Annotated in this window: 21 protein-coding genes and 1 pseudogene; 6 read left to right on the top strand and 16 right to left on the bottom strand. The window is 67.1% G+C overall.

The genetic code is table 11. The features are described from left to right. The first annotated feature begins 5 nt into the window (after window positions 1-5). Window positions 6-1,862, top strand: a complete 1,857-nt coding sequence (gene ilvD, locus MF407_RS07225) for a dihydroxy-acid dehydratase (protein ID WP_129626783.1) — start codon at window positions 6-8, stop codon at window positions 1,860-1,862. A 4-nt stretch (window positions 1,863-1,866) separates the two neighbouring features. Here the strand turns inward: ilvD and MF407_RS07220 are convergent, their stop codons facing one another. Next, window positions 1,867-3,630: a serine/threonine-protein kinase gene (locus MF407_RS07220; RefSeq protein WP_239701871.1), complete on the bottom strand. Its 1,764-nt coding sequence runs from the start codon at window positions 3,628-3,630 to the stop codon at window positions 1,867-1,869. A gap of 160 nt (window positions 3,631-3,790) precedes the next feature. On the opposite strand from MF407_RS07220, the gene MF407_RS07215 reads away from it, so the two are divergent. Continuing rightward, window positions 3,791-5,176 (top strand): MFS transporter, encoded by a 1,386-nt coding sequence (locus tag MF407_RS07215; protein WP_345770839.1) that lies wholly within the window; start codon window positions 3,791-3,793, stop codon window positions 5,174-5,176. A gap of 144 nt (window positions 5,177-5,320) precedes the next feature. Then, window positions 5,321-5,680, top strand: a complete 360-nt coding sequence (locus tag MF407_RS07210) for an RNA polymerase-binding protein RbpA (protein WP_129626789.1) — start codon at window positions 5,321-5,323, stop codon at window positions 5,678-5,680. 55 nt (window positions 5,681-5,735) lie between these two features. Here the strand turns inward: MF407_RS07210 and MF407_RS07205 are convergent, their stop codons facing one another. The 6 genes and pseudogenes from MF407_RS07205 to MF407_RS07180 form a co-directional block, all read right to left on the bottom strand. Next, complete coding sequence (locus tag MF407_RS07205) at window positions 5,736-5,906, bottom strand: hypothetical protein (RefSeq protein WP_168990282.1); 171 nt, start codon at window positions 5,904-5,906, stop codon at window positions 5,736-5,738. Between the two features lie 27 nt (window positions 5,907-5,933). Beyond that, entirely contained in the window at window positions 5,934-6,257 is a 324-nt protein-coding gene (locus tag MF407_RS07200) for a hypothetical protein (protein ID WP_129626791.1), read from the bottom strand. A gap of 88 nt (window positions 6,258-6,345) precedes the next feature. Continuing rightward, window positions 6,346-6,867, bottom strand: coding sequence for an FxsA family protein (locus MF407_RS07195; protein WP_239701870.1), 522 nt, complete (start codon window positions 6,865-6,867; stop codon window positions 6,346-6,348). Between the two features lie 5 nt (window positions 6,868-6,872). Further along, window positions 6,873-7,634 (bottom strand): polyprenol monophosphomannose synthase, encoded by a 762-nt coding sequence (locus MF407_RS07190; protein ID WP_129626795.1) that lies wholly within the window; start codon window positions 7,632-7,634, stop codon window positions 6,873-6,875. Further along, window positions 7,627-9,294, bottom strand: coding sequence for an apolipoprotein N-acyltransferase (gene lnt, locus MF407_RS07185; protein ID WP_129626797.1), 1,668 nt, complete (start codon window positions 9,292-9,294; stop codon window positions 7,627-7,629). The genes MF407_RS07190 and lnt overlap by 8 nt, the downstream gene beginning before the upstream one ends. A gap of 444 nt (window positions 9,295-9,738) precedes the next feature. Further along, window positions 9,739-10,181, bottom strand: a pseudogene (locus MF407_RS07180) (Lrp/AsnC family transcriptional regulator). A 19-nt stretch (window positions 10,182-10,200) separates the two neighbouring features. On the opposite strand from MF407_RS07180, the gene MF407_RS07175 reads away from it, so the two are divergent. Further along, window positions 10,201-11,136 (top strand): 5'-3' exonuclease, encoded by a 936-nt coding sequence (locus tag MF407_RS07175; protein WP_239701869.1) that lies wholly within the window; start codon window positions 10,201-10,203, stop codon window positions 11,134-11,136. Between the two features lie 3 nt (window positions 11,137-11,139). On the opposite strand, the gene MF407_RS07170 is transcribed toward MF407_RS07175, so the two are convergent. The 6 genes from MF407_RS07170 to MF407_RS07145 form a co-directional block, all read right to left on the bottom strand. Further along, window positions 11,140-11,979 (bottom strand): PH domain-containing protein, encoded by an 840-nt coding sequence (locus tag MF407_RS07170; RefSeq protein WP_239701868.1) that lies wholly within the window; start codon window positions 11,977-11,979, stop codon window positions 11,140-11,142. A 74-nt stretch (window positions 11,980-12,053) separates the two neighbouring features. Then, window positions 12,054-14,822 (bottom strand): DEAD/DEAH box helicase, encoded by a 2,769-nt coding sequence (locus tag MF407_RS07165; RefSeq protein WP_239701867.1) that lies wholly within the window; start codon window positions 14,820-14,822, stop codon window positions 12,054-12,056. Between the two features lie 26 nt (window positions 14,823-14,848). Beyond that, on the bottom strand, window positions 14,849-15,709 hold the full coding sequence (gene tatC / locus MF407_RS07160; RefSeq protein ID WP_239701866.1) for a twin-arginine translocase subunit TatC: 861 nt from the start codon (window positions 15,707-15,709) through the stop codon (window positions 14,849-14,851). A 35-nt stretch (window positions 15,710-15,744) separates the two neighbouring features. Beyond that, window positions 15,745-16,086, bottom strand: a complete 342-nt coding sequence (gene tatA, locus MF407_RS07155) for a Sec-independent protein translocase subunit TatA (protein WP_239701865.1) — start codon at window positions 16,084-16,086, stop codon at window positions 15,745-15,747. A 94-nt stretch (window positions 16,087-16,180) separates the two neighbouring features. After that, on the bottom strand, window positions 16,181-17,143 hold the full coding sequence (locus MF407_RS07150) for a WYL domain-containing protein (protein WP_129626808.1): 963 nt from the start codon (window positions 17,141-17,143) through the stop codon (window positions 16,181-16,183). Further along, on the bottom strand, window positions 17,143-18,135 hold the full coding sequence (locus MF407_RS07145) for a WYL domain-containing protein (protein WP_239701864.1): 993 nt from the start codon (window positions 18,133-18,135) through the stop codon (window positions 17,143-17,145). Before MF407_RS07145 ends, MF407_RS07150 begins: the two co-directional genes overlap by 1 nt. Window positions 18,136-18,176: 41 nt before the next feature. Between MF407_RS07145 and MF407_RS07140 the strand changes: the two genes are divergently transcribed. Beyond that, window positions 18,177-19,265 carry a DUF3866 family protein gene (locus tag MF407_RS07140; RefSeq protein ID WP_239701863.1) on the top strand — a complete coding sequence of 363 codons (1,089 nt, stop codon included), beginning with the start codon at window positions 18,177-18,179 and terminating at the stop codon, window positions 19,263-19,265. A gap of 90 nt (window positions 19,266-19,355) precedes the next feature. On the opposite strand, the gene MF407_RS07135 is transcribed toward MF407_RS07140, so the two are convergent. The 3 genes from MF407_RS07135 to pafA all read right to left on the bottom strand — a co-directional run bounded on the left by MF407_RS07135 (window position 19,356) and on the right by pafA (window position 22,318). Beyond that, on the bottom strand, window positions 19,356-19,775 hold the full coding sequence (locus MF407_RS07135) for an FKBP-type peptidyl-prolyl cis-trans isomerase (protein ID WP_239701862.1): 420 nt from the start codon (window positions 19,773-19,775) through the stop codon (window positions 19,356-19,358). A gap of 39 nt (window positions 19,776-19,814) precedes the next feature. After that, window positions 19,815-20,876 carry an FKBP-type peptidyl-prolyl cis-trans isomerase gene (locus MF407_RS07130; protein WP_239701861.1) on the bottom strand — a complete coding sequence of 354 codons (1,062 nt, stop codon included), beginning with the start codon at window positions 20,874-20,876 and terminating at the stop codon, window positions 19,815-19,817. Window positions 20,877-20,953: 77 nt separating this feature from the next. After that, complete coding sequence (gene pafA, locus MF407_RS07125; RefSeq protein ID WP_239701860.1) at window positions 20,954-22,318, bottom strand: Pup--protein ligase; 1,365 nt, start codon at window positions 22,316-22,318, stop codon at window positions 20,954-20,956. Window positions 22,319-22,408: 90 nt separating this feature from the next. Between pafA and MF407_RS07120 the strand changes: the two genes are divergently transcribed. Further along, window positions 22,409-23,413 (top strand): NAD-dependent epimerase/dehydratase family protein, encoded by a 1,005-nt coding sequence (locus MF407_RS07120; protein ID WP_239701859.1) that lies wholly within the window; start codon window positions 22,409-22,411, stop codon window positions 23,411-23,413. The last annotated feature ends 148 nt before the right edge of the window (window positions 23,414-23,561 follow it).

Raw genomic sequence — 23,561 nt, 5'->3', positions numbered from 1 at the left:
CGATCATGCCCGAACTGCGTTCCCGCGTCACCACCCACGGCCGCAACGCCGCAGGTGCTCGCGCACTCTGGCGCGCCACCGGCATGGGCGACACCGACTTCGGCAAACCGATCGTCGCAATCGCAAATTCCTACACCCAGTTCGTACCCGGCCACGTCCACCTGAAGAACATGGGCGACATCGTCGCCGAACAGGTGAAGGCGGCCGGCGGAGTCGCCCGCGAGTTCCACACCATCGCCGTCGACGACGGCATCGCGATGGGCCATGGCGGGATGCTGTACTCCCTGCCGTCCCGTGAGGTGATCGCCGACGCGGTCGAGTACATGGTGAACGGCCACGCCGCCGACGCACTGGTCTGTATCTCCAACTGCGACAAGATCACTCCGGGCATGCTGAACGCCGCGATGCGCCTGAACATCCCGACCGTGTTCGTGTCGGGCGGTCCGATGGAGGCCGGCAAGGCGGTCGTCGTCGATGGCGTCGCCCACGCGCCGACCGACCTCATCACCGCGATCTCCGCGTCCGCGTCCCAGGACGTCGACGACGAGGGCCTGGCGACGGTTGAGTTGTCGGCCTGCCCGACCTGTGGATCGTGCTCGGGCATGTTCACGGCCAACTCGATGAACTGCCTCACCGAGGCGCTGGGACTTTCGCTGCCGGGCAACGGTTCGACCCTGGCCACCCACCAGGCGCGCCGGGCGCTGTTCGAGGAAGCCGGACGCGTGGTGGTCGACCTCGCCAAGCGTTGGTACGAGCAGGACGACGACTCGGTGCTGCCGCGCTCGATCGCGACCAAGGAAGCGTTCGAGAACGCGATGGCACTGGACGTGGCCATGGGTGGTTCGACGAACACCGTGCTGCACATTCTCGCTGCCGCCCAAGAGGGCGAGGTGCCGTTCGGCCTCGAGGACATTGACGCCGTCAGCCGTCGGGTGCCCTGCTTGAGCAAGGTCGCGCCGAACTCCGACTACCACATGGAAGACGTACACCGCGCAGGCGGAATCTCGGCGATCATGGGTGAACTGTTCCGGGGTGGGATGCTCAACGAAAACGTGCACAGCGTCCACTCCCCCTCCTTGGAAGCATGGATCTCCGAGTGGGACATCCGCGCCGAGAGCCCGTCGCAGACAGCGGTCGACCTGTTCCACGCCGCACCGGGCGGGGTGCGCACCACTGAGGCGTTCTCCACCGACAACAAGTGGAGCAGCCTGGACACCGACGCCGAGAACGGGTGCATCCGCTCGGTCGAGCATGCGTACACCAAGGACGGCGGCCTCGCCGTGCTGCACGGCAACCTCGCCGAGGACGGCGCAGTCATCAAGACCGCTGGTATCGACGAGGACCTGTGGACCTTCCGTGGCCCGGCGCTCGTCGTCGAGAGCCAGGAGGACGCGGTCGATGCGATCCTGTCCAAGCGCATCACGGAGGGCGACGTGATCGTCGTCCGCTACGAGGGACCGGCCGGTGGCCCGGGCATGCAAGAGATGCTGCACCCGACCGCCTTCCTCAAGGGCACCGGCATGGGCAAGAAGTGCGCGCTCATCACCGACGGCCGGTTCTCCGGCGGCTCCTCGGGCATCTCGGTCGGACACGTCTCGCCCGAAGCAGCCCAGGGCGGTCTGATCGGCCTGGTCGAGGACGGCGACGAGATTCTCATCGACGTCCGGACACGCACCCTGTCGCTGGAGGTCGACGAAGCGACGCTGGCCGATCGCCGCGCCAAGATGGAAGCCTCCGAGCACCCATGGCAGCCGGTGAACCGTGACCGCGTCGTCTCGAAGGCCCTCAAGGCGTATGCCGCGTTGGCGACGTCGGCGTCGTACGGTGCGGTGCGCGACCTGGGTCAGATTCGACGAGTCTGATCGATCAGGACGGCTCCACGTAAGTGGAGATCGCCTCGTCCCGCAAGGTGCCGGAGCTGTTCGAGATGTACAGCATCGACGGCGTGACTTTGTAGACATAGCCGCCGGAGTTGGCTCGCCAGCCGTCGCTTTCACGCACCGGGTTCGCGACTCGAAGGTTGTTCGGCTTCTCAGTCTGGTCAGGTCGCAGCCCGAGGTAGTAACGGCTGCCCGACGGGGCCTCGCAGATAGTCACCAACGAGGAGTCCGAGGAGGCCACGAGTACCGCCCGATCGCCGCCCGAACAGCGCACCTGCGAATGGCTGGTCCAGCCCTGCGAGTCGTACCCCGCACCTGGCGCAATGGTCGGGCTGGTCGGGCTGGTCGGTGTGGACGTCGACGTGTCGGTACTTGTCGATGTCGTGGGTTTGCTGCTCGACGCTTGCGTGCTCGCGGACGTGGTGGTGGTCGAGGAGCCGGTGTGCGTGACCGTCACGGTCGTGATCTTGCCGTCCGGTCGGGTGCTCACCGAGGTACTGGTCGATGTCGGGCTCGACGGCGAGGTCGACAGGCTCGACGTACTGCTCGGACCTGTTGAGCTGGTGGTTCCCGAACTCGGCGACGAGCGATCGGGGGTGTCTGCTCCGAGGGCACCCGTGCCGTCGTCCTGGCCCCAGACCTGCCAGGCCGCGAACGCAGCGACGAGTCCGAGCGCGGCGAGCACAGCCCACAGCGCGGCCGCGGGGCCCAGCTTGCGGCCCGGTCGCTCGGCGGGGGGTGGGTTGGTGGTGCGGGAGTGGGTGCCGGTCGGACGCCGCGGTGTGAAGGCGGGGCCCGAGTGGGGACGGGACGTTCCTGTCGGGGCTCCTCCGGTCAGGGCAGCGGGCGAGCGTTTGGGCAGCTTCGCTGTTGCCGTTCCGGCAGCTGCCACCCCTGCACCGGCCGACCTCGCCGTTTGTCCGGACGCCTCCACGGCTGCCGTGGCGGCACGCCCGAACTCGTGCGCGCTGCCGAACCGCTGGGCCGGATCCTTGGCCATCGCCCGCGCGATGACCTTCTCCAGGGCGGGTGGGACGTCACCCCTGACGGAGGTCAGCCGGCGTGGTGCGTCGTTCAGGTGCGCCTGGATCATCGACGGCACGGACGACCGCGGGAATGGCGGCTCTCCGGCGAGGCACTCGTAGAGCACGCAGCCGAGTGAGTAAATGTCGGTCGCCGGGCCGACAGGCTCGTCCTGGAAACGCTCCGGAGCCATGTAGGCGAAGGATCCGATCGCGGTGCCCGTGGAGGTCAATCGAACCTCGTCACTGCGACTGGCGATACCGAAGTCGGCCAGATAGGCGAAGCCCGAGGGCAACAACAGGATGTTCTCCGGCTTGACGTCGCGGTGCACCAAGCCGTCGGTGTGGGCCGCCTCCAGCGCGTCCGCGACCTGTCGGGCCACTTCGACGGCGAAGGCCACGTCCATGTGGTCGGGGCGGCGCAGCACCGCACGCAGGTCCTTGCCACGCACCAGGCGCATGTCCATGAACAGAATGTCGTCGATCTCACCGAAGTCGTGGATCGGGATCACGTGCGGTTCCTGCAGGCGCGCAGCGACCCTGGCCTCGCGCTGGAAGCGTTCCCGGTAACTCGCGTCCTTCGCGAGCTCACGCGGCAGCAGTTTCAAGGCGACCTCGCGGTCCTTGACCGTGTCATAGGCGCGGTAGACCTCGCCCATACCGCCACGTCCGATGAGATCGTCGATGCGATATGGGCCGAAGGTCGTTCCGACGCGATCGCCGGCCATCCTCGTGCCCTCCCCCTGTCTGCGGTCCCCTTGGATCCGCGCACCGTCCAACCGTAGCCGCCGCATCCGTTCGACCTCGATCATGGTCCATCACGATTGTGTCCCTGCAGGCTTGGTGCGTCCGACTGCCAGGCGTGCGTGAATGTGTCACAGTTCACTCGTGGATCTGACCAAGCAGGCGCCTGCCGGGACGCAATCGACTCCCGAACAACGCACGCTGCAGCGCAGCTGGTACTGGTACGACTGGGCTTGTTCGGCATTCGTGACGGCGACGATGACGGTGCTGTTCGGCCCGTACGTGACCAGTCTGGCCAACAAGGCGGCGTGTCCGACCCGGCCCACGGACGAGGAATGCTTCAGGAACCTGTCCGTGCTCGGCTTCTCGATCCCGCCGGGCTCGCTGGTGCCCTACACGCTCACCGCGTCCACCATCATCTCCGCTTTCGTGCTGCTGTTCGTCGGCGCACTCGCCGACCGCTCTCCGCGTCCGACCCGGTTGCTGGGCTTCTTCACGCTGATCGGTGGCATCGCCGCCACGGCGATGTTCTTCCTCGAGGGCGACAACTGGCAGCTGGCGATCGTGCTGGTGATCGTCGCGAACACCAGCCTCGGCGCCGCGTTGATCATCTACTCGGCGCTGATGATCCGCATCACTCCCCCGGACGACCGCGACCGGGTCTCGACCGTCGGGTGGGCGATGGGTTACCTCGGCGGCGGCCTCATGCTGGCCGGAGCGCTCGCCTTCCTGCTCATGCACGAGAAACTCGGCGTCTCACTGTCGATGACGGTCCGCATCATCTTCGCTGCCGGCGGCATCTGGTGGCTGCTCTTCGGCATCATCCCGGTCATCGCCCTGCGCAATGTCCCGAGTGCGGCCGATGCATCCGGCAAGCAGCCGATGTTCAGCGGCAGCTTCAAGCAACTGAAGGAAACCTTCAAGGAGTTGCGCGGATACCCCGAGACGATGAAGTTCCTGGTCGCATACCTGTTCTTCAACGACGGCATTCAGACCGTCATCGCTGCGGCAGCGCTGTACGGAGCGTTGGAGCTGAAGTTCGACGAGAACCAGCTGTTCATGACCATTCTGCTGGTGCAGTTCGTCGCGTTCTTCGGCGCGATGCTCTTCGGACGGATGGCTCGCACCCAGGGTTCGCAGAAACTGATCCTGCTCAGCCTGTTCCTGTGGACCGGCGTCGTCTGCGTGGCGTTCTTCATTCCGGAGAGGGCGTTCGGGCTCTGGCTCGTTCTCAGCGTCGGCATCGGCATCGTGATGGGTGGTAGCCAGTCCCTGTCCCGGTCCCTGTTCAGCCACCTGGTCCCCAAGGGTCGGGAGTCGGAGTTCTTCAGCCTCTATCAGGCGATGGAACGCGGCACGAGTTGGTTCGGTACCTTCGTATTCGGTCTGGTCTACCAGTTGTTCCACAGCTACCGTCTGTCGATCGTGGCGTTGGTGATCTTCTTCGTCGTCGGCGGTCTGCTGCTGCGGGCGGTGGACGTCCGCAAGGGGATCAGCGACGTCGGCAACCATGTGCCCCAGGTCATCTAGGGAGAAATTTCGCGGCATTCGGAACAATCCGCGGCCCGCGCCCGTTGGCACCAACAGATACCGCGACGGTCAGATCACCAACACATGACGATCTTGAGTTGATTGGTCGCGGCCACGTGCAGATTCGGTGCAAAGGGGAAAACCATGGCAGAGCGATCATTGCGAGGCACGAACCTTTCGTCGGTCTCCCACGAGAGCGACGAGGGCGTCACCCTCAGCGACCGGCAGCTGACCCGTTACCAGTGCCCGGAAGGACACGTCAGCGAGCTTCCGTTCTCGGTCGAGGCCGACATCCCGTCGTTGTGGGAGTGTCGCTGCGGCGCAGAGGCTGTTCTCGTCGACGGCCCCGAACCGGAACGCAAGCCGGTCAAGCACCAGCGCACCCATTGGGACATGTTGCTGGAGCGTCGCTCGATCCCCGAACTCGAGGAACTGCTCGAAGAGCGCCTCACCCTGCTGCGGGAGTCGCGCGGGGTCAAGCCCCGGCGTAAGCGCACGGCCTGAGCCCATCGAACGATTCGGCCCCGGAACTCACCAGAGTCCCGGGGCCGAATCGTGTTCAGGCGCGGGCGAGCGCGAGTGCGGCCGAACCTTGGATCTCCATCGAGACGGTCAATCGCTCGAGCGAGATGTTGGCCGCAATCGTGTCGTCAGCCGAGTGGTACTCCGGCTCGAGCAGCGCCGGCGTCTCGACGCCCCGCCAGGAGGAGTTGTCGCTATCGACTCCCATCGCTCGAGCCACGCGGCGTCACGTCGCTCATTCGTGCGCGATAGCCCAGACGCTCCCCCGGGCGTCGGGTGCAGCGTGGTGGTGAGTTGCAGCTCGATCGGCGCAGAGCGCTGAAGGTGCGGCAAGGCGTGCTCTGCACCTGGCCGACTCCGACCACAGGGATTGGCGCGGGTAGACCGCGTCCACGCGGGTGGCGATGACGGCGACGGCCCCGCGTACTGCAGCAGCGACGGCCAGCGGCGTGATGTCCTGGGTCACGCTGACCACCCGCATCAGGATCTGACCGGACAGATCCGTCGGCAGATCGGCGGCCACCGACTCGGACGGGGCGATCACGACTGTTCCGCGCACAGTGACGTCCTGGCGGGCACGAGCGGCCGAACCCACTCCCCACGCGAGGGAGGACGGCAGTCGGGGGCTGCTCAGCTCACCTGCCCACTCAGTCGTCGACGATCTCACCCTCGATGACATCGTCCTGCGCCGGACGGCGCCGCGGGCCGGTCATCGGGTCGGCGCCGGGTGTCCCGGTCGGACCCGTGGACACCGTCGTCCCCCCGACCATCGTTCCGTCGAGCAGCCGACGTGCCACCGCTGCCTGGAGCAGTGGCCTGGCGAGAGGCCGGGTGAACGGCAGGATGAGGAACAGACCCATGATGTCGGTCAGGAACCCGGGCGCCAACAGAAGTGTGCCGCCGATGAGGATCAGCGCGGCGTCGGTAAGTTCGCGGGCCGGCATGCGCCCGGTCTGCAGTGCAGTGCGCAGCGCCCGCCAGGCGGTACGCCATTGGCTCTTGACCAGCCAGGCACCGATGAGCGACCACAGCACCAGCAGACCGAATGTCTGCCAACCGCCGATGGTGCGTCCCACCTGGATGATCACGATCACCTCGATGACCGGGATCACCAGCAGCATCAGGAACAGGATCCAGCCGATCTTGCCGCGTCCGCGTCGCTGGGCCATGGCGTTCACTTCCTGCCGGCGAGCCGTTTGAGTTGATCGAGTCGGTGCGCGGCGCCCCACTTGCTGACGTTGAGCATCGCTTCGCGCACGATCGACTCGGTCATCTTGGACGCCCCTATCTCGCGTTCCACGAATGTGATCGGCACCTCTGCGACGACCAGGCCGGCACGCACCGCGCGCCAGGTCAGGTCGACCTGGAAACAGTAGCCCTGTGAGGAGACGTCGCCCAGACCGAGCGCACGCAGTGCGCAGGCGCGGTAGACGCGGTAGCCGGCGGTTGCGTCCTTGACCGGCATGCCCAAGGCGAGCCGGATGTACAGATTGCCGCCGCGGCTGATGATCTCGCGGGACTTCGGCCAATTGACGATGGATCCGCCCGGGACCCACCGCGAACCGATGACCAGGTCGGCCTCACCGGCTACCTCGAGCATTCGAGGCAGCATCTCGGGCGGGTGCGAGCCGTCGGCGTCGATCTCGACAAGCGCGTCGTATCCGCGCTCCAGGCCCCAGGCGAAACCGGCGAGGTAGGCCTTGCCGAGACCTTCCTTGCCCGCGCGGTGCAGCACCGTGATGTGATCATCGCTGGCCGCCATGTCATCGGCGAGCTCGCCGGTGCCGTCGGGCGAGTTGTCATCGAGGACGAGCACGTCGGCGTCCGGCACCGCCTTGCGGATCCGCGCCATGATCAACGGCAGGTTGTCCCGCTCGTCGTACGTCGGCAGCAGGACGAGCACGCGCTTCAGCGGCTCGCGGCGGATGTCAGTCACGTGCTTCCTCTTCTGTCTGGGACGGCGTCGTCGTCGACTCGTCCGCCTTGTCGGACGGATCGACGCCCCCGCCCGGTGCGGATGTTCCCGTCCGGCGGACGGTCGCTCGCTCGCCCCGGGTACGGCGCCACGCGATCAGGACCAGCAACCCCGCGATCGCGCCGATCACGTACTCGGGAATTGCACCCCAACGGTCGGCCATCGTCTTGGCAGACCGCAGCGGCAGTTCCCCGGCGAGAACCTTACGGGTGAACAACTCCGAACGGTCGTGCACCACACCGTCCGGCGTGATCAATCCGCTCACGCCCACGGTCGAGATGTGAACCACCGAGCGGCCGTGTTCGACCGCCCGCACCTGTGAGATGGCGAGTTGCTGCTCGGACTCCGCGGTGTAGCCGAAGGTGGCGTTGTTGGTCTGGACGATGAGCAACTGCGCGCCCCGATCCACCGGTGCGCGGGTGACGGCGTCGTAGGCGACCTCGAAACAGATCACCGGACCCACCTTCACGGTGCCGGACCTGGTCGGGATGTCGAACACCCCGACCTGCTTGCCGTGGGCGAACTCGGTGGTCAGCAGGTCGACCTTGTCGGAGAACTGACGAAAGAAACTCCGGTACGGCATGTACTCCGCGAACGGAACCGGGTGTTGCTTGACGTACTGATCGACCAGACCTCGACCGGGCAGGTACAGCATGGAGGTGTTGGAGACCTTCGGGGCGGGCTCCTGCAGCACCGCGCCGACGATGACCGGCACGCCGACGGCACCGACAGCTTGTGCGATCCCGGTTGCCGCGTCGGCGTTGCGGGTCGGGTCGATGTCCGACGAATTCTCCGGCCACACGACGAGTTCGGGTGACGCAATCTTGCCGTCGGCAACCATCCGGGCCGCCTGCTTCGTGGTGGCGACGTGGTTGTCGAGCACGGCGCGGCGCTGCGCGTTGAAGTCGAGTCCGGTTGTCGGCACGTTGCCCTGGACGCCGACGACCTGGAGCGGCTTGCCCTCCGTCGGCACCGGGACAACAAACGCCGATGCGCCGACCAACGCGGTCGCAGCGGTGGGTACGAGGAGCCGCAACAGGCTCAATTGCCCTGTGGCTAATCGGAATACGACGAGCGCCAGCAGAGCACCGAGCAACGCGACGACGAATGTCAGACCTGGTGCTCCGGCTATGGACGCGAACCGCACCAAGGGTGAGTCGGCCGTGGTCCAGGCCAGCCGTGCCCAGGGGAATCCGCCGAACGGCACGTTCGAGCGGAACAACTCCTGCAACACCCACAGGGCCGCAACGGCGCCCGGCCGAACCGCACCCCTGCGCTGGACCACGGCGATCGCCATGCCCATGAACGCGAGGTAGAGGGACTCGGTCACCGACAGCGCGATCCACGGCGTGTCGCCTACGTAGATGCCGCTCCAGTGCAGGGTCGGCAGGAAACAGGCGAGTCCGCCGAGCAGACCCAGCAAGAATCCGCGTCGCGCCGTCGTCCCGATGGTGGACAAGGACATGAGCATCACGCCGACCGGTGCCATCGGCCACCACGCCGTACCGGGGAAGGCGAGCCAGAGCGAGAGCCCACCGAGCACTGCGAGCGCCGACCGCGCCGGGAGTCGACCGGCCGTACGAACGAGTGCCGGTCGAACCGGTGCGGAGGTCGTGGTCACCGAGCAAGCCTAATCTGCGCGGTTGAGCACGACCGCGGGGCGTGATCCGATCCGCATCGAATCCGCGTGAGTTGGTGCCCTTCGCCATGCCCGGCGAAGGGCACCAACTCACGCGGATTTCCTGAAGCCCGAACCACGAGGTGATGCAGATGGGCCCCGGTGACTCATCGTTGGGACCGATCGCAACGCGTGCGAAAGTTATCTACTGAATGACGGGGCCCATCTGGCGTGAGAGCTACGCTACCTGCCGGTCATGCACTGTCAAACACGGCTCTGAACTGCGAAAACGTCTGGTTTGTGCTGGTCAGCGGGTCGGTTCTGGGCCGGTGTCGGCAAAAGATTCTCGGAATGATGTTCGGGACGGCGGCGTGTCGCGGGACGACACGCCGAGCAGGTGACGGATGGCACGCAATTGACGAGGCGCGGCGACGATCGCCCGGTTGTTCAATCACCGAAGGGACTGCGGTCCTCCCACGCCGTGCTCAGCACAACTGTCGTCCGTGTGGTGACGGCGGCGGCAGAACGGATCGTGGCGAGGAGATCCTCGAGCTCGCGCGGGCTGGCTACCCGCACCTTCAGCACGTAGTTCTCCTCCCCCGCGACCGAGTAACAGGCCACGATCTGATGCAGGCCACGCAGCCGGTCGGGGATGTCGTCGGGCGCGGACGCGTCGAACGGCGCGATCGAGATCAGCGCGGTGAGTGGCAGTCCGGCAGCTTCGTGGTCGACGACGGCGCGGAACCCCTTGATCACCCCCGCTCCTGCAGGCGGCGCACCCGCTGGTGTACCGCGCTGACCGAGAGCCCCGTGTCGCGGGCCAGATCGGTGAAGCTCAGCCGACCGTCGGACGCCAGAAGTGTGACGATGCGGCGGTCCAGGTCTTCCATGCCTCTACGGTATTGCAGCATGGAGCCCACCCGACGCCTGTTGCTGCTCGACTCCGCCTCGCTGTACTTCCGCGCGTTCTTCGGAGTGCCCGACCGCCGCTCACCCGCCGGTGTCCCGATCAACGCGGTGACCGGATTTCTGGACATGATCGCCACCCTGGTCGATCGGGAGAAGCCGACGGACCTCGTTTGTTGCTGGGACAACGACTGGCGTCCGGCGTTCCGGGTCGATGCGATCCCGTCCTACAAGAGTCACCGCCTCACCGAGGGCAGCGATGTCCAGGAGGAGTCACCGGAAAATCTGACGCCGCAGGTACCCGTCATCCGCGACGTCCTGGCAGCAATCGGATTGTGCCGCCTCGGGATCGACGGGTACGAGGCCGACGATGTGATCGGGACCTTGGTGCAGACCCATCTCGGCCGGATGCCTGTCGACGTCGTCACCGGCGACCGCGACCTGTTCCAGTTGGTCGACGACGCCCAGGACGTCCGCGTCCTGTACACCGCCAAAGGTGGTGTGCGGCAACCGGATCTGATCAATCAGTCGTTCCTGCAACAGGCGTACGGCGTGGGCACCGGAGCGGGCTATGCCGACATGGCGGTGCTGCGCGGAGACACCAGTGACGGTCTGCCCGGAGTGCCGGGCGTCGGCGAGAAGACCGCAGCTCAGCTCATCGCACGCTACGGCGATCTTGCCGGGCTCCGCGCGGCGATCGACAGCGGTAACCCTGAGATCAAGGGTGCCCGTCGAGCCAAGCTCGAGGCAGCGGCGGCCTACCTCGATGTCGCACCCGGCGTGGTGAACGTCGTGCGAGACATCGTGCTGCCGGCCGACATCGACACGAAGCTGCCGAAGCAGATCGCCGATCCCGAACGACTGGACGCGCTGATCGAGGAGTTCGCAATCGGCAGTTCGGTCGCGCGCGTCACGAAGGCCCTCGGCCTGGACGACTGAGGCTCAGTAGCGCTGGGGCGGGTCGTCCTGGCGCGGCAGCGGACGTGTCTGGTCGGGGCCGGCGCCGTCGCGGGGGTCGACCGGGGGCTGATTGTCATACGGCCGGTCACCCGAGACGCGGTAGGAGTCGCGCTCGTGACCCTGCTGGTCGTACCCGCGCTCGTCGTAGCCCCGCTGGTCGCGGCCTCGGTCGTCGTAGCCACGGTCGTAGTCGCGGTCCGAGCGGGCGCGCTCGTCGTACTCCCGGTCGTACGGCGCGGCCGAACGACCCCGATCGCGCGGGTCGTCCAAGCGGTCCTGACGGCGGTCGTTGCCACGTCCGGCGGCGGGCACCGAGTCCGGACGGTCCTGGCCGTCGCCGAAGTGGGCGAACAGCAGTTCGTTGATCTTGACCTGCACCGACTCGACGTGGGGAATGTCGTCCAGACGCAGCTGCGGCTGGTCGGAGGCGTCGGAGATCAACAGCGTGCCGCAGCCGAGCATGCGGTCCGAGACGCCCTTCTCGTACTGCACGTCGTTGATGCGGTAGAGCGGGATGTCGCGACCGGACTTGGCCATGATTCCGGTGCGGGTGATCAGACGGCGGTTGGTGAGCACGAACACCGTGTTGCGCCACTTCCAGATCGGAATGAGGCCCCAGACGATCGCGACGATCGCACAGAGTAGGAGCACGGCGACGAGAGTCCACGGGCGTCCGTCATCCGGCAGGAACATGTAGGCCAGCACCGCGAGCACGATCATCGACAGAATCACCAGCAACGGGCCGACGATCCTCTTGGCGTGCGTACGGAACTCGAGTTCGACGTGTTCGCCCTGCGTCAGGTGCTTGTTGGAGAAGGCCATGTCGAGCATCCTGCCAGAGCGGGCCCCCGATCCGGTCGCACACGCGGCGCCGGTGCGGACGGATCGGTGTGCGGTCAGTCCAGGCGGTCGGCGGCGACCACACCGCGCAACAACAGGTTGACGGCACGCTTGGCGTTCGCAGCCACGGACGGGTAGTCCTCCAGGTCGGCCAGTTGATCGAGCAGGTCGATCAACTGCTTGCAGCGGCGCACGAAATCGCCTGCGGTCAGGTCGGCTCCGCGCAGGACGGTCTCGAGGCGTTGCCCGGCGGCCCAGCGGTGGATCGACCACACGATGGACGCGTCCGGCTCGCCCGGAGGCTGCAACTGGTGCCTCTTTGACAGTTCGAGCAGGCCCTCCCAGACGTCATTCTGCCGCTCGACCGCATCGGCGACCTCACGGTTCGGCATCTTCGGATCGGGATCCGGACCGTCCTTGCTGCGCGACTGGTGGATGATCGCGGACACCGCAGCGGCCAGCGACGCCGGGTCGAGCCCCTTCCACACGTCCTGACGCAGACATTCGGCGACCAGCAGGTCCTTCTCGGCGTAGATCCGCTGCAGCGTTCGTCCGTCGGAGGTGACCGACTGACCGTCCGGTGACAGGAACCCGAGTTCGCTGAGCTGGTCGCAGACCCGCTCGAAGGTGCGGGCGACGCTGTGAGTGCGTCCGTCGACCATTTTTTGCAGTCCGTCGGTCTCGCGACGCAGCTTCCACCAGCGCTCGGCCCAGCGGGCGTGTTGCTCGCGGTACGGGCAATCGTGGCAGGGGTGCTGCCGGATGCGTTCGCGCAACACCCCCACCTTGCCGTCGAGTCGGCGCATTTCCTCGGTGTCCGGCGCGTCCACGTCACCCGCCCGGGCGTCGCGCATCTTGATCCGCAGCGTCGAGGCCAGATCGGAGCGTGCCTTACGGTCGCGGTGGTTGAAACGCTTCGGCACCGGCAGCGAACCGAGCGTGGGCACAGGGCCGCGGACGTCCGACTCGTCCAGGCGCTTGGTGCGTCCGTCCTCGGTCAGGACGAAGGGTTGCGCGAGACCACGTCGAGGCGCGTCCATCGACAGCACGAGAGCAAGGCTCTCGCGTCGTCCGAGCGGCACACGGACGACGTCGCCGACCGACAGTTTGGACAAGGAGACGGCTGCGGCTGCCGTGTTCGCGGCGGACGTGCGGCGGCTCAGCTGCTTCTCCACATCGGACAGTTCGCGACGCAGCGCGGCGTACTGCTCGAAGTCGCCCAAGTGGCAGCGCATCGCTTCTGCGTAACCCTCCAGACCCTCCTGGTTCTTCTTGATCGAGCGCGCATGGCCGACGACGGATCGGTCGGCCTGGAACTGCGCGAACGACGATTCCAGTGTCTGCCGGGCGGGGCCGCGACCGAGCCGGTCGACGAGGTTGACCGCCATGTTGGACGTCGGGACGAAGCTGGAGTTGAGCGGGTAGGTGCGCGTACTGGCAAGTCCCGCAACGGACTCCGGGTCGGTGTCTCGGCCGTACAGGACGACGGCGTGGCCTTCGAAGTCGATGCCCCGGCGTCCGGCGCGACCGGTGAGCTGGGTGTATTCGGCCGGGGTGACGGGTGCGTGTGCCTCGCCGTTGAACTTCACCAACTTCTCCAGCACGACCGTGCGAGCGGGCATGTTGATACCGAGCGCGAGCGTCTCGGTGGCGAAGACCGCCTGGATGCGTCCGGCGGCGAACAGTTCCTCGACGATCTCGCGGAAGGTCGGCAACATGCCCGCGTGGTGAGCGCCGAAACCGCGGGTGAGCCCCTCGATGAAGTCGTAATAACCGAGGATCGCGAGGTCCTCCTCCGGCAGAGTGGCGATTCGTTCCTCGACCATCCGTCGAATGCGCTCGCCCTCCTGCGGCGGGATGAGCCTGATGCCCCACGCCAGGAGTTGCGAGACGGCGGAGTCGCAGCCGATCCGGCTGAAGATGAACGTGATCGCCGGGAGCAGACCCTCCTTGTCGAGGGCTTCGATCACCTCGGCCCGACTGGGTCCACGCGATGGTCGCCCACCGCGAACCGGACCCGACGGTCCCTTGCCCGGACGCCCGCGCCGTCCACGTGGGGCACCCGCGTCCATCCGTACCCCGCGCGGGTTGTCACGTTGCTGGAGCGCGGAGATGCGTTGCCGCACCTCGGGATTGACGCGCTTCTCACCGCCCGACTCGGCGAAGAGGTCGACGATGCGGTTGCCGATCATCATGTGCTGCCACAGCGGTACCGGACGATGCTCCTCGACGATGACCTCGGTGTCGCCGCGGACGGTGCGTAGCCATTCACCGAACTCCTCGGCGTTGCTGACGGTCGCTGACAGCGACACGACCTGCACCTGCTGCGGGAGCTGGATGATGACTTCCTCCCAGACCGCGCCGCGGAACCGGTCGGCGAGGTAGTGCACCTCGTCCATCACCACGAAGCCGAGGCCGGACAGGGTGTCGGAACCCGCGTACAGCATGTTGCGCAGCACCTCGGTGGTCATCACCACGATCGGCGCTTCGCCGTTGATCGAGGAGTCACCGGTCAGCAGGCCGACCTTGTCGCTGCCGTGTCGTTCCACCAGATCGGCGTACTTCTGGTTCGACAAAGCCTTGATCGGGGTCGTGTAGAAGGTCTTCAGGCCGGTGTGCAGGGCCAGATGCGCGGCGAACTCGCCCACGATGGTCTTGCCGGCGCCGGTGGGTGCAGCGACCAACACACCCTGTCCGCTCTGCACCGCTTCACAGCCGGCGCGTTGGAAATCGTCGAGCGGAAAGTCGTAACCCTCGGCGAACCGTTCGAGGTGCGTGCTGTCGAAGGTGCGGCGGGAAGGGCTCGGCGCGGACGGAACGGGCATGTCCGCAGACTAGTTCGGCGCTCCGCTCAGATGGTGGAGGCGTGGTCGTCCGACACGTCCAGCCACTCCGGACGCTTCTTCTGACGCCGCTTGTCGAGGATGGCGGCGATGCCGACGGCGAGGTAGAAGAGCCCGACCATCGGGAAGGCGAGTGCGAGCATCGACCAGGCGTCCGGACTGGGACTCATGATCGCGGCGAAGACGAAGATCACCATGACCGCGACCCGCCAGCCCTTGAGCATGACCTTCGCCGGCAGCACACCGACGGCGTTCAATGCGACGAGGAAGACCGGGAGCAGGAAGGCCAGACCGAACACCAGGATGAAACGGGTGACGAACGTGATGTACGCACTACCGTCCTGGTAGTTGACGGCGTCGCCGGGTGTCACGCCGAGCAGGAACTTCACCGCGTTCGGCAGCACCCAGGTGGCGACCCAGCAACCCGCCGCGAACAGCGGCACGGCCGACCCGAGGAAGACCATCGACAGCCGCTTCTCCTTGCGGGTCAGGCCGGGAGCGAGGAAGGCCCAGATCTGCCACAGCCACACCGGGCTGGACAGGATCAGCCCCACCCACATGGCGATCTTCAGCTTGATCTCGAACGCGCTGGTGACGCCCTGCCCACCGAAGTTGAGGTTGATCAGGCTGGGATCGGGGCGCCCGGCGGCCACCTGGGTCAACGGCCGTTTCAGCCACTGGAAGATGCCTTCGTTCTTGAAGGTCACCCCACCCAGGCGTACATCGACCGGGTCGAACAGGATCCAACCCACCACCGCACCGACCACGAGCGCAAGCACCGCCACCAGGGCACGCCGACGGAATTCGCGGAAGTGTTCGCCCAAGGACATCCGGGCCTCCGGATTGTCCTTACGACGCAGCAGTGCCATCGAGGTCGTCGAGTTCGGGAAGCGGATTCAGTGCGTCAGTTGGACGCGGTGCCGTTCTGGCTGTCGCGCTGCGGGAAGCCGTCCGGGTGACCGGCCTGCGGCTGAGTGCCCGCAGCGTGCGATCCACCGGAGTTGTGGGTCTGGTTCTTCAGCCGCTCCTCGGAGTCCTGGACCGATTCGTCGCGGACGGTCTCGCCGTTGACCGTCTGCTTCGAGGCCGACGACTCGGCCTTCATCTCATCGACCTCGCTCTTGAGGATGCGGGCCGAGCGACCCAGCGAGCGGGCAGCGTCCGGAAGCCTCTTCCAGCCGAACACGACGACGACGACCAGGACCAGGATGAGCAGGTGCCAGGGCTGGAACGCGCCTCGGAGCATGTCGGTTTCCCTCCAGGGAGTGTGTGGGCACGCTTCGGACGTGCGCATCTCGGAACGGCGCCAACTCTACGCGACGGTGGCGCGGATCACCCTCTCACCCGCCGTACGCGGCAAGTGCTTCGCGAGCACCCCGGTCGACGGACTCTCGCAGCTGCGCCGGCTCCACTACGCGAGCCGCTCCGCCGAGCCGCCAGACCAGTTGGCGTACCCAGTGCATGTCGGTGGTGCGCAGCGTGGTGGTGAGGGTGCCGTCGTCCGCGCGGTCCACTGCGTCGACCGGGTAGTAGTCGACCACCCAGGACGCCTGCGGTTGCAGTTCGAGGGTCACCGGGACCGCGTCCGAACCAGGCGAGAAAACCGAATCACCGAGCTGACGTGGCTGTGCCTGCGCCGGCGGGGTGCCGTCCTGGTCGAGCACCTCGAGGGTCTCGATGCGGTCGAGCCGGAACATTCGCACATCCTCGGCCCGGTGACACCAGCCCTCGAGGTACCAGTGGTCGTCCATCAACACCACACGCATCGGGTCGACGTCCCGCTCGGTGCTCTCGTCGCGGGCAGCGACCAGGTAGCGCAACCGCAGCCGGCGCTTGTCCGCGATCGCCTGCCGGGCGTCAGCCAGCCACGCAGTCTGCGAGCTGTCGCCGGTGGTGATCCGCACCCGCTCGGACGCGGCCGACACGTCGCCGGCAGCGTCGATCAGTTTGGCAAGGGCGCGGTCGATCGCGTCCCGCGCCCCCAGTCCTGGCACCGCGGCCAGCGTGCGTAGGCCGACGATCAGCGCGAGCGCCTCGTCGACCCCGAGCCTCAGCGGTCGCGCGATCGTGTCGGCGTTTCCGACGAACACCTTTCCGCTGTCCCATTCGGCCTCGATGAGGTCGTCGGGCATATGACCCGGCGTGCCGCAGACGAAGAGCAGGTTCAGGTCGGCTTCGACCTGCTCGGGTGTCACGTCCAGTTCGCGGGCGGCCTGCTCGATGTCGATACCCTGCCGGTGCATCAGCCACGGCACCATCGTCAGCAGTCGGGACAGGCGGGTCGTCGCACTCTCGGCGGCCATCAGCGCTCCTGCTCGGTGGTTCGGTCGGGCTCGAGGATCGCTCGGAGTCGCCGGATGACGGCGTCTCGCAGATCGGCGGGTTGAATGACCCGGACGGCAGGGCCGTAGCCGACGATCTGTTCGGCGAAGATCTCGGTGTCGGTGTAGTCGATGTCGATCTGGGTCCACGTGTCGTCGACCTCGCCGGCGGTCCGCGCCCGGCGGCGCAACGCGTTGCCGCTGCCGGTGCGGACGTGCAGGATCGCCGGCTGCGGCTCCCGCTCGACCTCGCTGCCCTGGATCATCGCGATCGGGTCGTGGTCGGCGGGCACCTCGTAGGCATCAGGCCCTCCCACGGTCTTCACCGCACCGTCGACCCGACCGAGCCGGAAGACCCGGGGCGCCTCGCGGTCGAGATCGAAGCCGGCGACATACCAGCGGCCGTGCCAGTTGGTGACCGTCCACGGTTGCAGCCTGCGTCGTCCGACGGCGCCGTCGGGTTTGCGATAGCCGAAGTCGACCTGGCGGCGGGCCAGCGCGGCGTCCTTCATCGCCGGGAAAGCAGGCTCCGCGGTGCGCACACGCGGCTCCAGGCCGACGAGCGTGCCCTCGTCACGCTGGACGTCGGCCGCCTCGAGCTTGCGCAGCGCACTCGCCGCGGGCCCGGCCAGACTGGCCTGCTGCCAGGTGCGGCTGGCCAGTCCGAGGACGGCGAGTTCGTCGGGTTCGAAGTGGATGTCGGGAAGGGCGTACTCGCGGCGGTCGATCCGGTAGCCGGTCTCGTCGTCGAACAGTGGGTCGACGACCTCGATCCGCAGCGGGATGCCGAGGTCACGCAGTTCGTCCTTGTCGCGCTCGAACATGCGGTCGAATGCCTCGTCGCTGCTCGCGGACCCGTATTGGGGCACCGCCTGGCGGATGCGCTGCTTGGACAACGGCTGCCGGGTGTACAGCAGGCAGATCACCAGGTTGAGCAACCGCTCGGTCTTGGCGGCAGGAGTCGGGGCGCTCATGCGTCCGACGCTATCGGATCGGATCGCACTAGTGTACGAGCGTGATCACGTGGCGAAGTGGTGTCGTCGTCGGGCTGGGCTCCCGTTGGTCGAGCGCGCAACAACTGACCGTGCAGCTGCCGGACGACGCGGCCGAGGTCGCTGCGCTCGCATACATCGACCTGGTCGGTGATCCCGCCGTGGGTGACCGGGTCCTGCTGAACACGAACGCCGTCGACCGCCGACTCGGGACGGGCGGCGTCGCCCTGGTGGTCGCACTCCCCGACCGTCTGCCGCCGGTGCCGGCAGCCGGCGACGGCCACATCATGAAGGCGCGTTACACGCCCCTGCAGACGATGGTTCTCGGCGTCGACGAGCAGGAGAGCCCACACCACGAACTGCTGCGTGACGCAGACGACCTGGGCGGAGTGCCGGTCATCACTACCGACCTTCACTCAGCCGTTCCCGCGGTTGTAGCCGGCCTACGAGAGTCTCGACCTCAACTCGACGTTGCATATGTGATGACGGACGGAGGCGCTCTTCCGGCCGCATTCTCTCGGGCGATCAGCGGCCTGCGCGACGCCGGTTGGCTTTCCGGCGTGGTGACCGTCGGGCAGGCGTTCGGCGGCGATCTCGAGGCAGTCAATGTGTACACCGGGCTGCTCGCCGCCCGGCATGTGCTCTGCGCCGACGTGGTGGTCGTGGCTCAGGGACCGGGCAACCTCGGCACCGGCACCCGCTGGGGCTTTTCCGGCACATCTGCGGGTGAGGCACTGAACGCCGCCTACACGCTCGGCGGTCGTCCGATCGCGTCGCTGCGGGTCTCCGAGGGCGATGCTCGCGAGAGGCACCACGGCATCTCCCACCACAGCCGCACGGCATACACGCGCGTTGCGCTCGTGCCGGCGGACCTGCCCGTGCCGGTGATCGGCGACGATTTCGGGGCGAAGGTCTTGCGTCAGGCCGACGACCTCGTCCGGGAGTCCGACGGACGGCTACGCCGTATCGACGTCGCGGTGCAGGGATTGCGCGAGGCACTCGACTCGAGCCCGGTCGCGATGCGCACGATGGGACGCGGAATGGACGACGACGCGGCGTCCTTCCTCGCGGCTGCTGCCGCGGGACGGTTCGCCGCTTCTCTGCTGACCTGATCACGACAAATCCGCGTGAGTTTCGGCCCTTCGCCGGGCTGGGCGAAGGGCCGAAACTCACGCGGATTCTTGGGACTGTGCCCGCGGATCTCAGCGAAGACCGAAGGCGCTTCCCGCGCCGGGCTTGCTCGCCGCGACGAGATCGACCACGAAGATCAGGGTCTCGTCCGGTCCGATCGCGCCGCCGGCACCGCGAGCGCCGTAGCCGAGCTCCGGCGGGATGGTCAGCTTGCGGCGGCCGCCCGGCTTCATCCCGACGATGCCCTGGTCCCAACCCTGGATGACCTGACCGACTCCCACCTGGAAGTCCAGCGGTGCGCCGCGGTTCCAGGATGCGTCGAACTCCTCGCCGGTCGACCAAGCGACGCCGACGTAGTGCGCCTTCACCATGTCGCCGGCTTCGGCGGCACGGCCCTCACCTTCGGTGATGTCCTCGATGAGGAGTTCGGCCGGCGGGTTGTCACCCGGGAAGTCGATCTCGGGCTTGGTGGTGTTCGGGTCGAACGGCATGACTGTTCTCCTGATGTGGAAAGGGACGGATGGGTGGGGTCAGAGTGCGGCGAGGATGTCGACCACGAACACCAGTGTGTCGGTGCCCTTGATGCCGGCCGCCGGCTGACCCTGCGCGCCGTAGCCTTCGGCGGGCGGCAGAACCAGCAGCACACGGCTGCCGACCGGTTTGCCGACCAGGCCCTTGACGAACCCGGGGATCATCCCCTGCGGGTTGGTCGCCGACGCGGTCTGCAGCGGGAAGTCGGCAGGCGCGCCGCCGTTCTTCGCCGAACTGTCGAAGACCTTGCCCGTGCCCCAGACGACTCCGGTGTAGCGAACCTTGACGGTCTGACCTTCGACGACCTTGCGGCCCTTGCCGGTGATGAGGTCCTGTGAGACGAGCGACTTCGGTGCGGTGGCGACCTTGCCACCGGACTTCGGCATGGTGATCGTCGCCGGCTTCTTGCTCTGGTTGCCGTCGCTGACTGCAACCGCAGGCAGCTCCTTCTTCGGGGCGACGGTCGTGCCCGCGGGCTTGTCGAGCACGGCGGAGGCACCGGTGATCGTCATCCGGAAGATCAGCGTGTCGTTGGCGGTGATCCCGAGTTGCTGGCTGCCCTGTGCACCGAAACCATCGGCCGGCGGGATCGCGACGTCCATCACGGTGCCCACCGGCTTGCCGGTCAGGGCTTTGACGAAGCCCGGGAACTGGGATTTGTCGTTGAGGACGACGGCGACGTCGTCCTTCCCGTAGGTGCTGAGCAGTTCCTTGCCGTTGGTGCCGTTGACCGCCAGATAGTTCACGTAGGCGATGTCGGTGGCCTTCACCGCCGCACCGCTGCCCTTCTTCACCACACGTGCGGTCGTCTGGTTGGCCTGGAACGGCTTGGTGGCGAGCGTCAGCTTGGGCGCCTTCGGGTTCTTCTCGTCGACCTTGATCGCCGTCATCGGCGTCACTTTGTCGGGCGAGACCGTCAGCGGCTTGGCGGCGCTGCTGGTCGCTGCGCTGGACGACGTCGGCGAACTGCTCTTGTTAGAGCCCGAGTCGTCGCCGCACCCTGCGAGAACGAAGGTGGTGGAAAGGACGCCCACGGTGAGCAGGCGGGTGTTACGGCGCACGCGAAAATACCTCGTGTTGTCGGCTGTCGGACGGTCCACCATAACCGGCGGGACTGTGCGGGGGCTGTCAGCCCGGCTCAGCCCATCGCCTCGATCAGCGCGGTCACCCGCGGATCCTCGTTGGCGAACGGGTCCTTGACCAGCACCGTTCGTTGCGCCTGGTCGTTGAGTTTGAGGTGGATCCAGTCGACCGTGAAGTCGCGGCGATGCTGCTGGGCCGCCCGGACGAAGTCGCCGCGCAACTTGGCGCGGGTCGTCTGCGGCGGCGTGGTCACCGCCGCGGTGATCTCGTCGTCGGTGCAGATCGTGGCCGCCCGACCGGCCCGTTGCAGGATGTCGAAGACACCGCGTCCGGGTTTGATGTCGTGGTAGGTCAGGTCGAGCTGCAGCATGCGCGGGTGATCGAGGTCGTAGCCGTGTTTGGTGGCGACCTGGTCGAGCAGCTTCTTCTTGATCACCCAGTCGATCTCGGTGTCGACCAGCGAGTGGTTGTCGGTCTCGATCGCGGTCAGCGTCCGGCCCCACAGGTCGAGCACCTGCTTGGTGGTCTCGTCACTGATGCCCTGCCGTTCGACGAATGCCGTTGCCCGCTCGAAGTATTCGGTCTGCATGGCCAGCGCCGAGATCTCCTTGCCGTTGGCGAGACGCACCAGCGTGCGGCCGGAGATGTCGTGGCTCATCTCGCGAATGGCACGGATCGGGTTGTCGAGGCTCATGTCCCGCATCGGGATGCCTTCCTCGATCATCTGCAGCACCAGGTGGGCCGATCCCAGCTTCAGTTGTGTGGTGGTCTGCGACATGTTGCTGTCGCCGACGATCACGTGCAGCCGCCGGTAGTGCTCGGCGTCGGCATGCGGTTCGTCGCGGGTGTTGATGATCGGGCGCGAACGGGTCGTCGCGCTGCTGACGCCTTCCCAGATGTGGTCGGCGCGCTGGCTGACCGCGTACACCGCCCGATTGCCGAGCTGGACGATCTTGCCTGCGCCACAGGTGATCTGGCGGCTGATCAGAAACGGGATCAGATGCTCGGAGACCCGCTGGAAGTCGCCGTGCCGCGAGACCAGGAAGTTCTCGTGGCATCCGTAGGAGTTGCCGGCCGAGTCGGTGTTGTTCTTGAAGATGTAGATGTCGCCGCGGATGTCGTCCTCGGCCATGCGCTCCTGGGCGTCGACCGCGAGATCGACCAGGATGCGCTCCCCCGCTTTGTCCTGGATCACCGCCTCGCGGATGTCGTCGCACTCCGCGGTGGCGTACTCGGGGTGACTTCCGACGTCGAGGTAGAGACGGGCGCCATTGCCGAGGAAGACATTGCTCGAGCGTCCCCAGCTGACCACACGACGGAACAAGTAGCGCGCCACCTCGTCGGGCGTCAGCCGGCGCGTCCCGCCGGAGGTGCACGTCACGCCGTACTCGGTCTCGATGCCAAAGATGCGCCGCTGCATGCTCCGACCCTAGACGGGTGTCGGACGCGCGCTGTGCGCCGAAAGCGAAACGTCCTGGTGAGTGGGACGAAAGCCTGATGACATGGGGTCATGCGACTCCTCATCCTCGGCGGTACGGCCTTCCTCGGACGAGCAACCGCGAGGGCTGCACTCGACGCCGGTCATGAGGTGGTCTGTCTCGCCCGTGGCGCGAGCGGGTCGGTGGTCGACGGGGCCGAACTCGTCCGGGGCGAGCGGAGCACACCGGACGGGTACGACGGCCTCATCGGCGAGTTCGACGCGGTGGTCGATGTGGCCCGCGACCCGCTGCATGTCCGCACAGCGTTGGAGGCGCTCAGCGGCCGTGCCGATCGATGGCTGTTCGTCTCCACCATCAACGTCTACGAGCAGGTCGGTCCCGAGGCCATCGGCGCTGACGAAAGTGCCGCCTTGCTCGAGGCGTGGGACGGTGACGACTGGACGCCCGAGCAGTACGGTGCGGGCAAGGTGACCTGCGAACGCCTTGTCGCACAGGCCTTCCCGGAAGCGCACCTCATCGCCCGGGCCGGTCTGCTGGCCGGACCGGAGGACACCACCGACCGCACCGGCTACTGGTCGCTGCGTTTCGCCCATCCGTCCCGCCCGGACGACAAGGTGCTCGTCCCCCACGTACCGGACGCGAAGGTGCAACTGATCGACGTCCGCGACCTGGCGAAGTGGCTGGTGCGCTGTGCGCAGGACGGCACGACCGGTGTCTTCAACGCGACCGGACCGTCCGTCCCGCTGCACGCCGTGCTCACGACCGCTCGTCGGGTCGCCGGACACACTGCGGATCTCGTTGCGGTGCCGCCGGATTGGCTGCAGGCGCACGCAGTTTCCCCGTGGATGGGTGAGCGCTCGTTACCGCTGTGGGTGCCCTGGCCCGAACTCGCCGGCATGATGAGCGTCGACGCCGGCGCGGCCCGGCAGGTGGGTCTGGAGGTGCGGCCGCTGGCCGACACCTTCACCGACACCCTCGCCTGGGAACTACAAGCGGGTCCGGGCCGGCCCAGGAATGCGGGTCTCTCCCCCGCCGACGAAGCCGATCTGATCACCACCCGGCTGCGCGAACGCTGAACGCGCCAACGGCCCGGCAACTGCGCGCTGCCGGGCAATCCACTCAGACGCGGATCAGTCCCTGTCAGTCCCGTCTCGGCGTTCCCGCCGCAGTTCTTCCCGACGCTCACGCGCTTGCTCCGCTCCGTGCTGGATTCCGCGCCGCGAG

The organism is Yimella sp. NH-Cas1, assembly GCF_022359705.1.
Classification (GTDB): domain Bacteria; phylum Actinomycetota; class Actinomycetes; order Actinomycetales; family Dermatophilaceae; genus Yimella; species Yimella lutea.
The sequence above is the reverse complement of the archived record's forward strand: the minus strand, read 5'-3'. Positions and strand labels throughout refer to the sequence as shown.